Annotated in this window: 15 protein-coding genes; 12 read left to right on the forward strand and 3 right to left on the reverse strand. The window is 70.2% G+C overall.

What is annotated here, in order from left to right; translation table 11 throughout:
- Positions 1 to 39: 39 nt before the first annotated feature.
- The 5 genes from OL358_RS13330 to OL358_RS13350 all read left to right on the forward strand — a co-directional run bounded on the left by OL358_RS13330 (position 40) and on the right by OL358_RS13350 (position 5,874).
- A complete protein-coding gene (locus OL358_RS13330) occupies positions 40 to 678 on the forward strand; it encodes an FMN-binding negative transcriptional regulator (protein ID WP_264710553.1) in 639 nt (212 codons plus the stop codon).
- Positions 675 to 2,180: an amidohydrolase gene (locus tag OL358_RS13335; protein WP_264710554.1), complete on the forward strand. Its 1,506-nt coding sequence runs from the start codon at positions 675 to 677 to the stop codon at positions 2,178 to 2,180. The genes OL358_RS13330 and OL358_RS13335 overlap by 4 nt, the downstream gene beginning before the upstream one ends.
- A gap of 88 nt (positions 2,181 to 2,268) precedes the next feature.
- The gene (locus OL358_RS13340; RefSeq protein WP_264710555.1) at positions 2,269 to 3,819 is read left to right on the forward strand and encodes a multicopper oxidase family protein; all 1,551 of its coding nucleotides are present in this window, start codon (positions 2,269 to 2,271) and stop codon (positions 3,817 to 3,819) included.
- Entirely contained in the window at positions 3,800 to 5,194 is a 1,395-nt protein-coding gene (locus tag OL358_RS13345) for a sensor histidine kinase (RefSeq protein WP_264710556.1), read from the forward strand. Before OL358_RS13340 ends, OL358_RS13345 begins: the two co-directional genes overlap by 20 nt.
- Positions 5,191 to 5,874, forward strand: coding sequence for a response regulator transcription factor (locus tag OL358_RS13350; RefSeq protein ID WP_264710557.1), 684 nt, complete (start codon positions 5,191 to 5,193; stop codon positions 5,872 to 5,874). Before OL358_RS13345 ends, OL358_RS13350 begins: the two co-directional genes overlap by 4 nt.
- A gap of 57 nt (positions 5,875 to 5,931) precedes the next feature.
- Here the strand turns inward: OL358_RS13350 and OL358_RS13355 are convergent, their stop codons facing one another.
- Positions 5,932 to 6,414: a Dps family protein gene (locus tag OL358_RS13355; RefSeq protein ID WP_264710558.1), complete on the reverse strand. Its 483-nt coding sequence runs from the start codon at positions 6,412 to 6,414 to the stop codon at positions 5,932 to 5,934.
- 171 nt (positions 6,415 to 6,585) lie between these two features.
- Between OL358_RS13355 and OL358_RS13360 the strand changes: the two genes are divergently transcribed.
- Complete coding sequence (locus tag OL358_RS13360; RefSeq protein ID WP_264710559.1) at positions 6,586 to 8,730, forward strand: acyltransferase family protein; 2,145 nt, start codon at positions 6,586 to 6,588, stop codon at positions 8,728 to 8,730.
- Positions 8,731 to 8,751: 21 nt separating this feature from the next.
- Positions 8,752 to 9,294, forward strand: a complete 543-nt coding sequence (locus tag OL358_RS13365) for a gamma carbonic anhydrase family protein (RefSeq protein WP_264710560.1) — start codon at positions 8,752 to 8,754, stop codon at positions 9,292 to 9,294.
- Position 9,295: 1 nt separating this feature from the next.
- Here the strand turns inward: OL358_RS13365 and OL358_RS13370 are convergent, their stop codons facing one another.
- Positions 9,296 to 10,207, reverse strand: a complete 912-nt coding sequence (locus OL358_RS13370) for an alpha/beta fold hydrolase (protein WP_264710561.1) — start codon at positions 10,205 to 10,207, stop codon at positions 9,296 to 9,298.
- A 186-nt stretch (positions 10,208 to 10,393) separates the two neighbouring features.
- On the opposite strand from OL358_RS13370, the gene OL358_RS13375 reads away from it, so the two are divergent.
- Positions 10,394 to 11,827 carry an APC family permease gene (locus tag OL358_RS13375; RefSeq protein ID WP_264710562.1) on the forward strand — a complete coding sequence of 478 codons (1,434 nt, stop codon included), beginning with the start codon at positions 10,394 to 10,396 and terminating at the stop codon, positions 11,825 to 11,827.
- A gap of 75 nt (positions 11,828 to 11,902) precedes the next feature.
- Positions 11,903 to 12,547 (forward strand): SDR family oxidoreductase, encoded by a 645-nt coding sequence (locus OL358_RS13380; protein ID WP_264710563.1) that lies wholly within the window; start codon positions 11,903 to 11,905, stop codon positions 12,545 to 12,547.
- 16 nt (positions 12,548 to 12,563) lie between these two features.
- Here the strand turns inward: OL358_RS13380 and OL358_RS13385 are convergent, their stop codons facing one another.
- On the reverse strand, positions 12,564 to 12,773 hold the full coding sequence (locus OL358_RS13385) for a DUF1653 domain-containing protein (protein WP_264710564.1): 210 nt from the start codon (positions 12,771 to 12,773) through the stop codon (positions 12,564 to 12,566).
- Positions 12,774 to 12,827: 54 nt separating this feature from the next.
- Between OL358_RS13385 and OL358_RS13390 the strand changes: the two genes are divergently transcribed.
- From OL358_RS13390 to OL358_RS13400, 3 genes are all read left to right on the forward strand, one after another.
- Positions 12,828 to 13,877 (forward strand): zinc-dependent alcohol dehydrogenase family protein, encoded by a 1,050-nt coding sequence (locus OL358_RS13390; protein WP_264710565.1) that lies wholly within the window; start codon positions 12,828 to 12,830, stop codon positions 13,875 to 13,877.
- 229 nt (positions 13,878 to 14,106) lie between these two features.
- Complete coding sequence (gene rpsA / locus OL358_RS13395) at positions 14,107 to 15,555, forward strand: 30S ribosomal protein S1 (protein WP_264710566.1); 1,449 nt, start codon at positions 14,107 to 14,109, stop codon at positions 15,553 to 15,555.
- Between the two features lie 123 nt (positions 15,556 to 15,678).
- Positions 15,679 to 16,230 carry a GIY-YIG nuclease family protein gene (locus OL358_RS13400; protein ID WP_264710567.1) on the forward strand — a complete coding sequence of 184 codons (552 nt, stop codon included), beginning with the start codon at positions 15,679 to 15,681 and terminating at the stop codon, positions 16,228 to 16,230.
- The last annotated feature ends 50 nt before the right edge of the window (positions 16,231 to 16,280 follow it).

Raw genomic sequence — 16,280 nt, forward strand, 5'->3', positions numbered from 1 at the left:
TCACGGCCCCGGGCCGGCGCCGACCGTAGGCTGGGAGCCATGCGCCAGAACCCGAGCTTCGCGATGACGGATGTCACCGAGCTGCGCCGTCTCATCGACGCGAACCCCTGGATGACCCTCGTCAGCGCGACCGACGACGGGCTCGTCGCGTCGCACTACGCCGTCCTGCTCGACGGCGACCGGGACGACCTCACGATCGTCGGCCACGTCGGCAAGCCCGACGACCTCATCCATGGGCTCGGCGAGCGCGAGCTGCTGGTGGTGGTGCAGGGTCCACACGGGTACATCTCTCCCAGTTGGTACGGCGACGCCCCGAACGTCCCCACGTGGAACTTCGTCTCCGCCCACCTGACCGGCGTCCCCGAGATCCTCACCCCCGAGGAGAACCTGCGCGTGCTGGACCGTCTCGTCGCGCGTTTCGAGAGCGGGATGCCGCAGCCCCGCCTGCTGTGGGAGCGCCCGAACGATCCTGACTACGTCACGCGGCTCGAGCGGGGCACGGTCGGATTCCGGCTCACGCCGACGAAGGTGGTCGCCAAGCGCAAGCTCAGCCAGAACAGGCCCGACGACGTCGTCGAGACGATCATCGCGCAGCTCGGCGAGGGTGGCGCGTACGTCGATCCGCGACTGCCCGCGGAGATGCAGCGCGCCCTCGATGCTCGCAGGGCCGCCCGGTGAGCGCCGTTCGCGGAGAGAGCCCCGCTGTCCTCGCCGACGTGCGGCTGACCGGGTCGCAGCGCACCGACCCGTTCGTCGACGACCTCGTCGATGTGCACCTCGCAGACGGAGTCGTCGTCGACATCGCGCCGGCGCGAGCCCTCCCGCGCACCGGCCTCGTGGTCGACGGCGGCGGTGGCTGGCTCGTTCCCGGCCTGTGGGACCACCACGTGCACGTCGTGCAGTGGGCGCTGGCAGCCCAGCGCGAGGCGCTCGGCACGGCGTCCTCCGCTGCCCACGCGGCTGCCCTGATGGGCGCCGCCGCTTCGCTGCCCGACGGCCGTCGCATCGGGACGGGGTTCCGCGACGCCCTGTGGCCCGACGCCCCGACGCTCGAGGTGCTGGACGCCGCGACCGGAGACGTGCCGACCTATCTGATCAATGCCGACGTCCACAGCGTGTGGCTGAACTCGGCCGCGCTGCGCCGCGAGGGTCTCACTCCCGACGGCGTCGGCCTCCTCCGGGAGGCGCCCGCGTTCGAGATCTCCCGACGACTCAACGCCGTCGCACCCGAGGTCTCCGATCCGCTGGTGGTGCAAATGGCGCAGGATGCCGCAGCCCGCGGCGTCGTCGGCCTCGTGGACCTCGACATGGCGTGGAACGAGGATGCCTGGGCACGGCGCACGAGCGCCGGGTTCGACGCCCTGCGGGTCTCGTTCGGGATCTATCCGGAGTTCCTCGACCGGGCGATCGCCGACGGACTGCGCACGGGCGATCCCGCGCGGGGCGCGGCATCCGATCTCGCCCGCGTGGGCCCCCTCAAGGTCATCACGGACGGATCCCTCGGCACCCGTACGGCGGCGTGCTCGCACGCGTACCCGGGAGACCCGCACAATCTCGGCCTCCTGACCGTCGACATCGCGACGCTCGTCGACCTCATGACCCGTGCGACGGGGGCGGGGATCGCCTCGGCGATCCACGCGATCGGCGACGTCGCGAACACGCACGCGCTCGACGCCTACGCCGCCACGGGGGCATGGGGCACGATCGAGCACGCGCAGCTGGTCGCGCACGCCGACATCCCGCGGTTCGGACGCCTCGGCGTCGCCGCCAGCGTGCAGCCCGAGCACGCCATCGACGACCGCGATATGACCGACACCATCTGGGCCGGGCAGACCGCGCAGCCGTACCCGCTGCGCTCGCTCGCCGACACCGGAGCGAATCTGCTGTTCGGGTCGGACGCGCCCGTGTCGCCGCTCGACCCCTGGGCGGCGATGGCCGCGGCCGTCTTCCGCACCCGCGACGGTCGAGAGCCGTGGCAGGCGCACCAGCGCCTCGACGCCGCGACGGCGCTCGGAGCATCGACGTACGGCGGCTCCGCGACTCCCGCCCGCATCGAGCCCGGCATGCGCGCGGACCTCGCCGTCTGCGCGCATGATCCGCTGCGTGCGAGCGAGTCCGAGATGCGCGGCATGGAGGTGCGGGCGACGCTCCTCGAAGGCAGGCTCACCCACCTCGCCTGACGTCCGGCGTGGAGGGGGGGTCAGCCCCCGTCTCGATCGGGGTGGGGATCGGATGCCGTCCCGCGGCCTCGCTCACGAGGCTGGAGTCATGGTCCTGCCCGCTCCCTCGCCCCTTCCGGCGGCCCCCACCGTCCCGCGGCGCCGTCGTCGTGGACTCGTCGCCGTGCTCATCGCCGTCCCGCTCGTGGTGCTTGCCGTCGGGGTGGCCGCGTGGTTCGCCGTCAACTCCTCTCGACCCGCCCCTCCCGCCCCCGGAACGACGTCCTTCACGCAGCCCCTGCTGATTCCGGAGCTCGCCCCGTCCACGCTCGAGGACGGCGTCCGCGTGTTCCGGCTCGAGCCGCGCGAGAGCCGCACGACGTTCGTCGCGCAGGGCGAGACCCCGACGCTCGGCTACAACGGCTCCTATCTGGGTCCGACCCTCGTCGCTGCGCGCGGCGAGCGCGTCCGCGTCGAGGTCCACAACGCACTGGACGAGAGCACGACGGTCCACTGGCACGGCATGCATCTCCCGGCGGTGATGGACGGCGGCCCGCACACCCCGATCGCGGCGGGCACGACGTGGGCGCCGGAGTGGCTCATCGATCAGCCCGCGGCATCCCTCTGGTACCACCCGCATCTCCACGGTCGGACGCGGGAACAGGTGGACGCAGGGCTGGCGGGGATGTTCCTCCTCACGGATGACACCGAGGGCGCGCTCGCACTTCCCCGCGAGTACGGCGTGGACGACGTGCCCCTCATCGTGCAGGACCGCTCCTTCAGCGCGGACGGGGCGTTCGCCGGCGGCCTCGGCATGCAGTTCGACGGCGTGCTCGGCGACACGATCCTCGTGAACGGCACGGTCGGTCCGTACTTCGAGGCCTCGACGGAGCGGGTGCGGCTGCGCCTGCTCAACGGGTCGAGTGCGCGCATGTACGACTTCGCGTTCGACGACGGCCGCACGTTCGACCTGATCGGAACGGACGGTGGTCTGCTCACGGCGCCGGTTCCCGTCACCAGCATCCCGCTGTCACCGGGGGAGCGCGCCGAGATCGTCGTGACCGTGCGACCCGGGGACGAGACCGTGCTCCGCTCGCAGGCGCCGGATCCCGCGCTGCACGCGGGCGGCGCGGCGTTCGACGTGCTTCAGCTGCGGAGCGCAGCGTCTCTGACGCCGTCGCCGGAGGTTCCGCGCAGGCTCGTCGACATCCAGGACGCGAGCGATGCGGATGCCGCCGCGCATCGCACGTTCGTGATGTCCGGCCACGACATCAACGACACGCAGATGGATCTCGGGCGCGTGGACTTCGCGGCGATCGTGGACACGCGAGAGGTCTGGACGGTGCGCAACGACAATCCGCTGCCGCACTCGTTCCACGTGCACGACACGCAGTTCCGCGTGCTCAGCATCGACGGGGAGCCACCGCCCGCTCGCCTGTCGGGGTGGAAGGACACGATTCCGCTCGAGTGGGACCGCGAGTACCGGCTGCTCGTGAGCTTCGAGGACTACGTCGACCCGACCACACCGTACATGTTCCACTGCCACCTGCTGTGGCACGAGGACCAGGGCATGATGGGACAGTTCCTGGTCGTCGAAGAGGGCCAACAGCCCGATCTGCGACGTCCCGAGGGAGACAGCGATGACCACCATGACCACTGACGCGCCCGCGAGCGTGGCCGCCCCGACGGGCTTCTGGGCCTCGTACGGTCGAGCCTGGACCCGCACGCCCGGCAGCGCCGTCTACCTTCTCGCCGTGTTCGTGCTGGCGATGGTTTCGGTGAGCGTGCTCGCCGCGCTGTTCTGGACCGGCGTCGGGCTCCTGGTGCTCGTGATCGGTCTGCCGATCGTCGTCGGCACCCTGTTCGTGGCGCGCGGCTTCGGAACAGCCGACCGCGGCCTGCTGTGGCTCACCGGACTGCCCCGCATCGGAGAGCCGGAGTGGAATCGCGACCGGCCCGGCACCGGCGGGTTCTGGATGACGCTCACACGCCCGGTGCGCAACGCGCACTACTGGATCTACCTCGTGCACGGCATGATCGTGAGCCCGATCATCAGCACGATCTCGTTCGCTCTCACGACGGTGTGGCTGAGTGTCGGGCTCGGCGGACTCACCTATTCGTTCTGGGGAGCGTTCCTCCCGCGCGGCTACGGCAGCGACGGGGACGGGGGCGCGTGGGGACAGTACGTCTCCGAGGCGCTGCCCTGGCTGTTCGGCTCGTGGTCCTCGTGGACCGTCGAGGTGGTGCTCTACTCCATCGCCGGAATCGTGTTCACCTTCACGATGCCGTGGGTGCTCGGCGGACTCGCCCTCGCGCACCATTCCGTCGCGACGGGGATGCTCGGCCGCTGGGAGTCCGACGACCTCGCCGCCGAAGTGCGCGCCGAGGCCGCCGCCCGCTCCTCGGCCGTTCAGGCCGAGGACGTCGCGCTCCGCCGCCTCGAGCGCGACATCCACGACGGCCCGCAGCAGCGCCTCGTGCGCCTCCAGCTCGATCTCGCGGCTCTCGAGCGCCGCGCCGAGTCCGGGGACGCGGATGCCGCAGCCGAGCTCGCACGCGAGGCGCGGGGCCACGCCAAAGCGGCGCTCGACGAGCTGCGCGCCCTGTCCAGCGGCGTGGCGCCGCCGCTCCTGCAGGATCGCGGGCTGGCCGCCGCACTCGCGGCGACGGCGGCGGGTGCGCCCCTGACGGTGCACACCGACATCGATCCGCTGATCGACCAGGTGACCAGCCCCGAGGTGGCCCGCACCGTGTACTTCGTCGTCGCCGAGCTGCTCACGAACGTGGTGAAGCACTCCGGCGCCTCCGCTGTCACGCTCAAAGCTGCGCTGCGACCTTCGGTCAGCGGGACGCCGTCGATGCTGGATGTCTGGGTCGTGGACAACGGGCGCGGGGGAGCCGCCTACTCGCCCGGTCACGGTCTGGAGGGACTGCGCGAGCGCATCGCGGGGCTGCGGGGAATGCTCGTCGTCGACAGTCCCGTGGGCGGCCCGACCTCCGTGGGCGCGCACGTCCCACTCGCCGCGGCGTCATGAGCGCTCCCTATGCTGGCGGTGTGCCAGATGACGAGCCGGTGCGCGTGGTTCTCGTCGAGGACTCCGTCCTCCTGCGGGAGGGACTGGTGCGCCTCTTCGACGAGGCCGGCTACGTCACCGCCGGGGCATGGGGTGACGCCGAGGGCATCGTCGAGCGTGTGAGGGAGGCACGGGCGGATGTCGCCATCCTCGACGTCCGTCTCCCCCCGGGATTTCGGGACGAGGGGATCCGTGCGGCGCTGACGCTGCGCTCCGCGCTTCCCGACGTGGGCATCCTCGTGCTCAGCCAGTACGTCGAAGGCGTCTACGCGCGGGAGCTTCTCGCGGGCGGCGACGGCGGGGTCGGCTACCTCCTGAAGGACCGCGTGACCTCGCTGGAGGAGTTCACGGATGCCGTGCACCGCGTCCGCGAGCGCGGGACGGTCCTCGATCCGCTGGTCGTGCAGGGGCTGATCGCGTCGAGACCGGATCCGCTCGCGACGCTCACCCCGCGCGAGCGCGACGTGCTGACGCTCATGGCGGAGGGACGCAGCAATGCGAGCATCGCGGCACGGCTGTTCATCGGGGTCGGCGCCGTGGAGAAGAACATCAGCGCCATCTTCGCGAAGCTCGGGCTCGAGGAGTCGGGCACAGAGCACCGTCGCGTGCTCGCCGTGCTCGCGTTCCTGCAGCGGGGCTGACACGCACAACGCCCCCGGCGGCGGCCGGGGGCGTTGTGCAGACTCAGGGGATCTCGATCACTCGGCCAGGTGGGCGAAGAGGAACCAGCGGTCCTTCTCGAGCGTCTCCTTGATGCCGATCGCGACATCCTGGCTCGTGAGGTCGAACTCGTCGAGTCCGTCGATCGCGGCCTGGACGTCGGCGATCACGAGGTCCATGTCGGCGATCACGGTGCGGATGAGCGCATCCCACTGGGTGAACCCGGCAGGGACCGTGGAGGTGGTCTTGGCGGCGACCGTGCTCGCACGGGCGTCGATCGGCAGGCCCAGGGCGACGATGCGCTCGGCGGCCTGGTCGGCGCCGGCCTGCGCGTTGGCGACGACCGAGTCGAGCAGTTCGTGGATCGCGATGAAGTTGGCGCCGCGGACGTTCCAGTGAGCCTGCTTGCCGTTGACGGCGAGCGCCTGGAGCCCGAGGACCACGGGGGTGAGGAACTGGGCGCTGGCTGCGGCCACAGTCGGGTCGGCGGCGGTGGCGGGGGTGGTGTTCGTCTTCGTCATGTCTCGTCTCCATCTTCGGGAGGACGCCTTCTGCGACGTGCGTCCTCCAGTGGTTGCAACGCTACTCAGACCGGGACATTCCGCAAGCAAGACAAGGCTCCGCTAACCCGGTGTCGCGAGCATCCGACCTGTCGGGACGGATTGTCAGCCCGGACCGGCTAACGTCGTTGAGTGCCTTCCGCCGATCACGACCTCGGACCCCAGAATCTCGGTCAGCCTGCCGTGCAGGTGACGCGAGAGCCGCGCGACCGGTCGCCCGAGCACGCCGAGCCCTCGCGCTACATCCCTCATGTGCAGGGGCTTCGAGCGATCGCCGTGCTGGCGGTCGTCCTCTACCACTTCTGGCCCGCGCGCTTCTCCGGCGGATACGTCGGCGTCGACATCTTCTTCGTGATCTCGGGCTTCCTCATCACCTCGCACCTGATGCGCGAGCTGACGGCGACGGGCACCGTGCGCCTCGGCCAATTCTGGGCACGCCGCGCGCGGCGCCTGCTGCCGGCATCCCTTCTGGTCCTGCTCGTGTGCGCGATCGTCGCGATGTCGCCCTACCTGACGCCGACCTCGGCGCTTCCGAACGAGGTGCGCGAGATCCTCGCCTCGACGTTCTACGTCGAGAACTGGTACCTCGCGCTGAACTCGGCCGACTACCTGAACCACTCCGGCGACCCGACCACTGTTCAGCACTACTGGTCGCTGTCGCTCGAGGAGCAGTTCTACGTCATGTGGCCGCTGCTGATGCTGCTGGCGGCGTGGATCGGCGTGAAATGGTTCCGCGGGGCGCGACGTCGCGCGGTCATCACCACGCTGGCGGTGGTCTCGCTGGTCTCGTTCGCCTTCTGCGTCGTCTTCACGATCACCAATCCGGCTCCCGCCTACTTCGTGACCTTCGGCCGCATGTGGCAGTTCGGCGTCGGCGCGATGATCGCGCTCGTCCCGCTGCTGCGAGTGCGCAACGCGGTGGGCAGCTTCCTGCTCGGCTGGGGCGGCATCGCGGTTCTCGTGTACGTCATCTTCCAGTTCGACGGGCAGACGCCGTTCCCCGGATACATGGCCGTCCTTCCCACACTCGGTGCGGCCGCGGTGATCGCCGCGTCGAACACCCGGCGCTGGTGGTACCCCACGCGCGTGCTCGCGATCCGGCCGGCCCAGTTCGTGGGCGACATCTCCTACTCGCTCTACCTGTGGCACTGGCCGCTGATCATCATCGCGCCCTCCGTGCCCTTCTGGGGCTTGACGATCTACCACCGTGTCGCGCTGCTCGGCGTGTGCTTCGTGCTGGCATGGCTCACGAAGAGATTCGTCGAGGACCCGGTGCGGCAGTGGAAGGTCCTCACATCGAGGCCCGCGCGCGCCACGCTGTGGAGTTCCCTCGGCGCGATGGTCGTCGTCGCGCTGGTCGCGGCAACGGCGTGGTTCGTCAACGCGCCCGCCTACAACGCCGGCTTCCGTGCCATCCAGGAGCTGCAGGAGAACCCGCCGCCGTGCTTCGGTGCGGCGTCCGTGCTGGATCCGACCTGCGCGTCCGCCGACTTCGGCGACCAGATCCTTCCCGCGCCCGGCTTCGCCGGAATCGATCGGCCGCAGATGGGGGACTGCTTCGTGCAGCTCACCGACGCGCGACCGGTCTCGTGCACGCTCGGCTCGGACGATCCCGACGCGCCGCGGGTCGCGCTCATCGGCGACAGCCACGCCTACCAGCTCATCTCGACGTTCGATCGCATGGCCGAGGCGGAGGGCTGGCAGGTCGTCACCTGGCTCAAGGGCGCATGCCCGTGGAACACGACGCCGCTCGCGACGCCCGGCGCGTTCGGCGATGCCTGCACCGAGTGGCGTGAGGCCGTCACCGCAGACCTCGCCGCGGCGGACGTCGACGCGGTGTTCACCGCGGCGATCGCGACCACGCCGTACTCGTCGGCCGGATTCGACTCGTCGTACGACGCGGCGGTCGCCGGCTACGTCGACGCGTGGGACGAGATGCTCGACCGCGGCATCCCCGTCATCACCGTCGTCGACAACCCGGTGTGGGAGACCGACCCGAACAAGTGCCTGCGCACGCGCGAGCAGTCCGAGTGCGTCGGCGCCAGGTCTGACGTGCTCGTGGCGGACGATCCGCTGCGGGAGGCGGCATCCCAGCGCGACGGGGTCACCCTTCTCGACTTCACGGATGTCTTCTGCGATGACGAGACCTGCTCGCCGGTGATCGGAGGGGCGAACGTCTACCGCGATCAGGACCACCTCACCGTGACCTTCGCCGACACCCTCGCCCCCTGGTACACCGCGGCGATCAAGGAGCGCCTCGCGACCACCGCGCCGTAGCCGGATCGATAGGGTCGTGGCATGACGATCTCGCAAGACGCCGCCGTCCTCGCGGTCGCGGGGCGCGCCCCCGGCATCCATCCGGAGGCGTTCGTCGCCTCCGGCGCTCGCGTGATCGGAGACGTCACCCTCGCTGCGGGCGCCAGCGTCTGGTACAACGCGGTGCTGCGGGGCGACAGCGACACGATCACCGTTGGTGCGGGGAGCAATCTCCAGGACAACGTCTCCGTGCACGTCGATGCGGGCCACCCTGTCGTCATCGGCAGCAACGTGTCGGTGGGTCACAACGCCGTCGTGCACGGGTGCACGATCGGCGACGGATCGCTCATCGGCATGGGGAGCGTGGTTCTCTCGGGCGCAGTGATCGGAGACGGATGCCTCGTCGCGGCCGGTGCGGTCGTGCTCGAGGGCACGGTCGTCCCGCCGGGGTCTCTCGTGGCCGGTGTGCCGGCGAAGGTGCGACGGGAGCTCACCGACGAGGAGCGCGCGGGCATCGTGCGCAACGCCGACGCCTACCTCGCGCACCTGGCCGTGCACCGAGGTGCGAGGCCGACCGCCGGCTGACTCAGTCGGCGCTCGCCTTGGGCGGCGGGTGGTGCTTGCCGCGGTGCACCTCGTAGAGCCGCACGTAGCCCGGCCATGACGGGTCGTTCACGATGGCCTCATCGTCCATGAAGGCACGGATGACGTGCGCGAGCTGGCCGGGGTGACTGAAGTTGATCGCGTGCGCCGCGCCCTCGAGGAGGACGACGAGGACGTGACTGTCGGTCTGACTCGCGATCTCATCGACACGGTGCGCGTGGGGGAGCAGCGGGTCGCGTTCGCCGAGCACCACGAGAGTGGGGATCTTCATCTCGAGCAGCCGCTGCAGCGACGGATACTGCGTCAGCGCCTTGAACATGCGCACCGTGCTGGGTACGCCGAAGCGCACGTAGTCGGGCACGGCGACGCGCGCCATGCGGGTGGGCTCGCGCGGGGCATCCTTCGAGAGCTGTGTGATCGCGCGGCGCAGCGGCTGGTTGAAGAGCCCGCCCGCGGGGGAGACGAGGACGGCGCGGTCGATCCGCTCCGGGTAGGTGTGGGCGAACTCGATGATGACGGGGCATCCCATCGAGTTGCCGACCAGCGTGGCCTTCTCGACGCCGCGGTCGTCCATGAAGTCGCGGGCCGCTTCGGCGAGGTCGGGGATGTCGAGCATGTCCCGCCGCTTTCCGCTGCGGCCGAAGCCCGGGAGGTCGGGCACATACGTGTGGAACTCGTCGGCGAGCCGCTCCGCCGTCGGCAGCAGGTAGCGACCGGACAGTCCGAAGCCGTGCACGTGCATCATCACGCGCGGGTCGTCGGGCCGCACCGGCGACTCCCGGTAGAAGACGTCGACGTCGTCGATGCGCGTCCACTTCTCGGCGAGGGTGGATGCTGGGCGGCGCGGCAGCTTCCGCGGCTTCGGCGCTTGTGCCGGCGGTGTCGGCTCGGCCATCGCGTTCTCCCTCGTGTGTCCGGTCCCTCTGCCGAATTCTGCCGCGCGGCGGCCGTGTGCGTAAGTATGAGGCGGAGGAAATCACCCTCCCGCCGTCGCACGGGGAGCGCAGCCCGGTGCCGAAGGCGAGAGGGTACCGTGGCAGGCGCGCCGCAGCGGGTGGCGCGGGAACCGGGAGGACGACCCATGAGCATCGTGCGGGAGATCTTCCGTCGCAAGCCGGTCCTTCCGCCGGCACCGACGCCGGGCGGTCTGACTCGCGGTATCGGCACCTTCCAGCTCGCGATGCTGGGCGTCGGTGCGACGATCGGCACGGGCGTCTTCTTCGTCATGCATGAGGCCGTGCCGCTCGCCGGGCCCGCGGTCATCGTCGCGTTCGTGGTCGCCGCCATCGCGGCCGGCCTGTCGGCGGTCTGCTACGCCGAGATGGCCTCGGCCGTGCCGGTGTCCGGATCGACCTACTCCTACGCCTACGCCACGCTCGGCGAGGTCGTCGCGATCGGCGTCGCCGCGTGCCTGGTGCTCGAGTACGGCGTGTCGACCGCGGCCGTCGCCTCGGGCTGGAGCGGCTACCTCGGTCGTCTCGTCGGAGATCTCTTCGGCTGGACCATCCCGACCGCGCTGACCGTGGGTCCGCTCGAGGGCGGGCTCATCAATCTGCCCTCGGTCGTGCTGGTCGGCCTGTGCGCGCTGCTGCTGATCCGAGGGACGCGGGAGTCGGCGACCGTCAACACCGTCATGGTGATCATCAAGATCGGCGTGCTGCTGATGTTCGGCGCGATCGCCATCAGCGCGTTCAACGCCGACAACTTCGCCGATTTCGCGCCGCACGGTGCTGCCGGCGTGACCGCCGCCGCCGGAACCATCTTCTTCACCTTCATCGGGCTCGACGCCGTGTCCACGGCCGGGGACGAGGTGCGTGATCCGCAGCGGTCGCTGCCGCGGGCCATCCTGATCGCGCTGGCGGTCGTCGTGGCGGTGTACCTCTTCGTCGCTTTCGCCGCGGTCGGCGCGCAGCCGTGGCAGGACTTCGAGGACCCCGACCAGCAGAGCGCCGGTCTCGCCGTGATCCTCGGCGACGTGCTCGGCGCACAGTGGCCGGCGACCGTGCTCGCGGCCGGAGCGGTGATCTCGATCTTCTCGGTCACGCTCGTGACACTGTTCGGGCAGAGCCGCATCCTTCACGCCATCGGACGGGACGGCCTGCTGCCGCGGCCGTTCGCCCGCGTGGCACCGCACACGCACACGCCGGTGTTCTCGACGGTCGTCGCGGCGGTGGTGGTCGCTCTCCTGGCCGGATTCATTCCGCTGTCGAACCTGTGGGACCTGGTGTCGATGGGCACCCTCGTCGCCTTCATCGTCGTGTCGCTGGCCGTGATGGTGCTGCGGCGCACACGACCCGACCTGCCCCGCGCATTCCGCGTTCCCGGGTATCCCGTCACGCCGATCCTGTCGATCCTGGCGTGCGGCTACCTGATCTCGGGTCTCGGCTGGGAGACGTACGCATGGTTCGCCGCGTGGGTCCTCGTCGTGCTCGCGTTCTACCTGCTGTGGGGCCGCCGTCACAGCCTGCTCGCGAGCGCTCGGGAGGGGACGGATGCCGCATCCCCGACTCCGTAGCGAGGACTCCGCCACCGTCAACCCCATCCCGGTCTCCCGCGCATCGCGTTAGCGTGAATCGACGGAAGGACTCTCATGGCCCGCATCCTGATCTTCGGCGGACACGGAAAGGTCGCCCTGCTGCTCGAGCCGATGCTCGTGGCCCAGGGGCACACCGTGACAGCGGTCATCCGCAACCCCGACCACGAGGCCGACGTCGCGGCGACCGGCGCGCAGCCGCTGGTGGCCGACATCGAGTCGTTGGACGTCGGCCAGCTGACCAACGTGATCGGCGGCAACGACGTCGTCATCTGGTCGGCCGGCGCAGGCGGCGGTGATCCCGCCCGCACATACGCCGTCGATCGCGACGCGGCGATCCGATCGATGACCGCAGCGTCGGCGGCCTCGGTCACGCGGTACGTCATGGTGTCGTGGATCGGTTCCCGCGAAGACCACGGCGTCGACGCGGAGTCTTCGTTCTTCGCCTATGCCGATGCGAAGTGGGCGGCCGACGCGCACCTCGCGGCGAGCGATCTGGACTGGACGATCCTCGCGCCGGGCACGCTCACCCTCGACGCTCCCACGGGCCGCATCGCCCTCGACCCCGAAGGTCGCGGCGAGGTGTCGCGCGCGGATGTGGCCGCCGTGATCGCGGCGACCGTCTCCGACGACACGACGATCGGCCGCACTCTGCGGTTCGGTGCGGGGGACGAGCACATCGGCCACGCCGTGGCGGGCTGAGCCCCGTGGCCCGGGTTCAGTCGATCAGGGTGAAGCGAGGACCCGCGACGCCGTCGCGATCGACCGCCTCGTTCCACATACCGACGGGCCGCACCCACAGCCCCTGCTCGCCCGAGAGCGGCCGGTAGACGACGAGCTCCTCCTCGGTCTCGGAGTGGCGTGCGACGCCGATGACCGTGTAGAGGCCTCCCTTGAAATGGCGGTACGTGCCGGGCGCGATCGTCATGCGCCCACCCTACGGGCGGTCCCGCCCGACCGCGGGTCGGCCTAGGCTCGACACATGCTTGCCACCGTCATCCACGCTCCGCGCGACATCCGCGTCGAAGAGGTCCCCGATCCTTCCCTCTCCACCGGCGCCGACGCCATCGTCCGCGTCGTCGCCGCCTGCGTGTGCGGTTCGGACCTCTGGCCCTACCGCGGCGTCACCCCGACCGACGAGCCCCACCGCATCGGCCATGAGTTCGTGGGGGTCGTGGAGGAGGTCGGCCCCGAGGTCCGCGCGGTGAAGCCGGGCGACTTCGTCATCGCGCCGTTCTACGTGTGCGACGGGACGTGCGCCAACTGCCGCAACGGTGTGAGCACGTCGTGCCTCGCCGGCGGCTGGTGGGGGAGCGACGACCGGTTCGGCGGCTTCGCCGACGGCGGGCAGGGCGAGCGCGTGCGCGTGCCGCTCGCCGACGGCACCCTCGCCGTCGTACCGGGTCCGGTGGCCGACGAGGAGATTCCCGGGCTGCTGACTCTGAGCGACGTCATGGGCACGGGCCACCATGCCGCCGTGTCCGCGGGCGTCGGCGCCGGCGATACGGTGGCCGTCGTCGGGGACGGCGCGGTCGGCCTCTGCGCGATCATCGCGGCGAAGCGGCTCGGAGCCACGACGATCATCGCCATGTCGCGGCATCCGCAGCGCCAGGCACTTGCGCGCGAGTTCGGCGCCACCGACATCGTCGAAGAGCGAGGGGATGCCGGGGTCGCGCGCATCCGCGAGCTCACCGGTGGAATCGGCGCCGATCGCGTGCTCGAGTGCGTGGGCACCAAGGAGTCGATGGACCAGGCGCTGCGCTCGGCCCGGCCCGGCGGCCGCGTCGGCTACGTCGGCGTCCCGAACGGCGGTCCCGAGCTGCCGATCCGCCAGATGTTCGGCCGGAACGTCGGCGTCGCCGGGGGGGTGGCGCCGGTGCGCGGCTACATCGAGGAGCTCCTGCCCGACGTGCGGTCGGGGGCCATCCGCCCGGGTCTGGTCTTCGATCTGGAGCTGCCGCTCGCGGAAGCGGCCGAAGCCTACGCGGCGATGGACGAGCGTCGCGCGACGAAGGTGCTGCTTCGCCCGTAGCGCCCGGCCCGGGAACATCGCGGGCGCGGCCCGCGTTCTGTTACTCTGGAGTGTCACTCGTGTGGCTCTCTTGCCACGCCTCGGCTCCGGCTTCCGCCAGGAGCAGAGTGACATCGCACCACAACAATCCGCTTCGCTTCGGCTCGAGGCTTCCGTTCGCCATCGTGCGACCGGAGGGCAGAATCTCGGACCGAGCCCGACACCCAACCCAACAAGGACAACCCACTACATGACTACCGCAACGACCGCCCCGGCCACCAAGCAGGTCGCCATCAACGACATCGGATCTGCTGAGGACTTCCTGGCCGCGGTCGAATTGACCCTCAAGTTCTTCAACGACGGCGACCTCATCGAAGGAACCGTCGTGAAGATCGACCGCGACGAGGTCCTCCTCGACGTCGGCTACAAGACCGAGGGTGTCATCCCCTCGCGCGAGCTCTCCATCAAGCACGACGTCGACCCCAACGAGGTCGTCAAGGTCGGCGACGCCGTCGAGGCGCTCGTTCTCCAGAAGGAGGACAAGGAAGGCCGCCTCATCCTGTCGAAGAAGCGCGCTCAGTACGAGCGCGCCTGGGGTGACGTCGAGAAGATCAAGGAGAACGACGGTGTCGTGACCGGTTCGGTCATCGAGGTCGTCAAGGGTGGTCTCATCGTCGACATCGGCCTCCGCGGCTTCCTCCCCGCGTCGCTCATCGAGCTGCGCCGCGTCCGCGACCTCACGCCGTACCTCGGCCAGGAGATCGAGGCGAAGATCCTCGAGCTCGACAAGAACCGCAACAACGTCGTGCTCTCGCGCCGCGCTCTGCTCGAGCAGACGCAGTCCGAGTCGCGCACCACGTTCCTGAACAACCTGCACAAGGGTCAGGTCCGCAAGGGCGTCGTCTCGTCGATCGTCAACTTCGGTGCGTTCGTCGATCTGGGCGGCGTGGACGGCCTCGTGCACGTCTCCGAGCTCTCGTGGAAGCACATCGAGCACGCCTCCGAGGTCGTCGAGGTCGGCCAGGAGGTCACCGTCGAGATCCTCGAGGTCGACCTGGACCGCGAGCGCGTGTCGCTCTCGCTCAAGGCGACCCAGGAGGACCCGTGGCAGGTCTTCGCCCGCACGCACGCGATCGGTCAGGTCGCGCCGGGCAAGGTCACCAAGCTGGTCCCGTTCGGTGCGTTCGTGCGCGTCGCAGACGGCATCGAGGGCCTCGTGCACATCTCGGAGCTGTCGGGCAAGCACGTCGAGCTCGCCGAGCAGGTCGTGTCGGTCGGCGAAGAGGTCTTCGTCAAGATCATCGACATCGACCTCGAGCGTCGCCGCATCTCGCTCTCGCTCAAGCAGGCGAACGAGTCGGTCGACCCCAACGGCACCGAGTTCGACCCCGCCCTCTACGGCATGGTCACGGAGTACGACGAGAACGGCGAGTACAAGTACCCCGAGGGCTTCGACCCCGAGACCAACGCCTGGCTCGAGGGCTTCGACGCCCAGCGCGAGAAGTGGGAGCAGGAGTACGCCGCTGCCCAGGGTCGCTGGGAGGCTCACAAGGCTGCTGTCGCCAAGGCCCTCGAGGCCGAGGCGAACGCGCCCGTCGAGACCGGCTCCTCGAGCTTCTCCTCGGAGAGCGCCTCGAGCGGCACGCTGGCCGACGACGAGGCTCTCGCCGCACTGCGCGAGAAGCTGTCGGGCCGCTGATCTCCGGATCAACGATCGAGTAGCGCACAGCGCTCATCGAGATCCAGAAAGGGCCGGGACCTTCGGGTTCCGGCCCTTTCGCCTGCTCCGACGATGTCGGAGCGGGTTCCTAGACTCGCGTCCGTGCCCGATCAATGCCTCGTGAGGAGCGGATGCCGCGGCTCCGTCTCGCCGGAGTCGCCGGTGTCGCTGTGCGACTGGCACCTGGCGGCGGCATCCGAATGGGAGCAGTCCCGCCACGGAGTCACCGACGTCCTGCCGTCGCCGTGCGGTCTGTGCGGGTCGCCACTGGGCGTGCGGTACCCGTCCGGGTGGCTCTGCGCCGTGTGCGAATGGCGCCACGGCGAACTCGTCGACCATGAGCTTCCGCCGCCCCGAGTCGACGTCGTGTACTACCTCCGCTTCGACGATCGGATCAAGATCGGCACGACGGGCAACCCCCGGCAGCGGCTGTCCGCGATCTGGCACCACGAGCTGCTCGCCTTCGAACGCGGGGACCGCACGCGCGAGCGCCGTCGCCACACGGAGTTCGCGGAAGATCGCTTCACCGGCACGGAGTGGTTCCGCCGGTCTCCGGCGCTGCTCGCGCACATCGACGTGCTCGCCGCGGGCGTCGATGATCCATGGGCCCTCCACGCGCGCTGGACCAGCGAGGCGATCGCCCGAGGCGCGTGAACCGAGGGCAGCGCCCGACGGTTTCCGATCCGTCTCGCGTGCCCCGCGCG

The sequence above is a fragment of the Microbacterium sp. SSM24 genome (genome assembly GCF_025989145.1).
Lineage (GTDB): Bacteria > Actinomycetota > Actinomycetes > Actinomycetales > Microbacteriaceae > Microbacterium.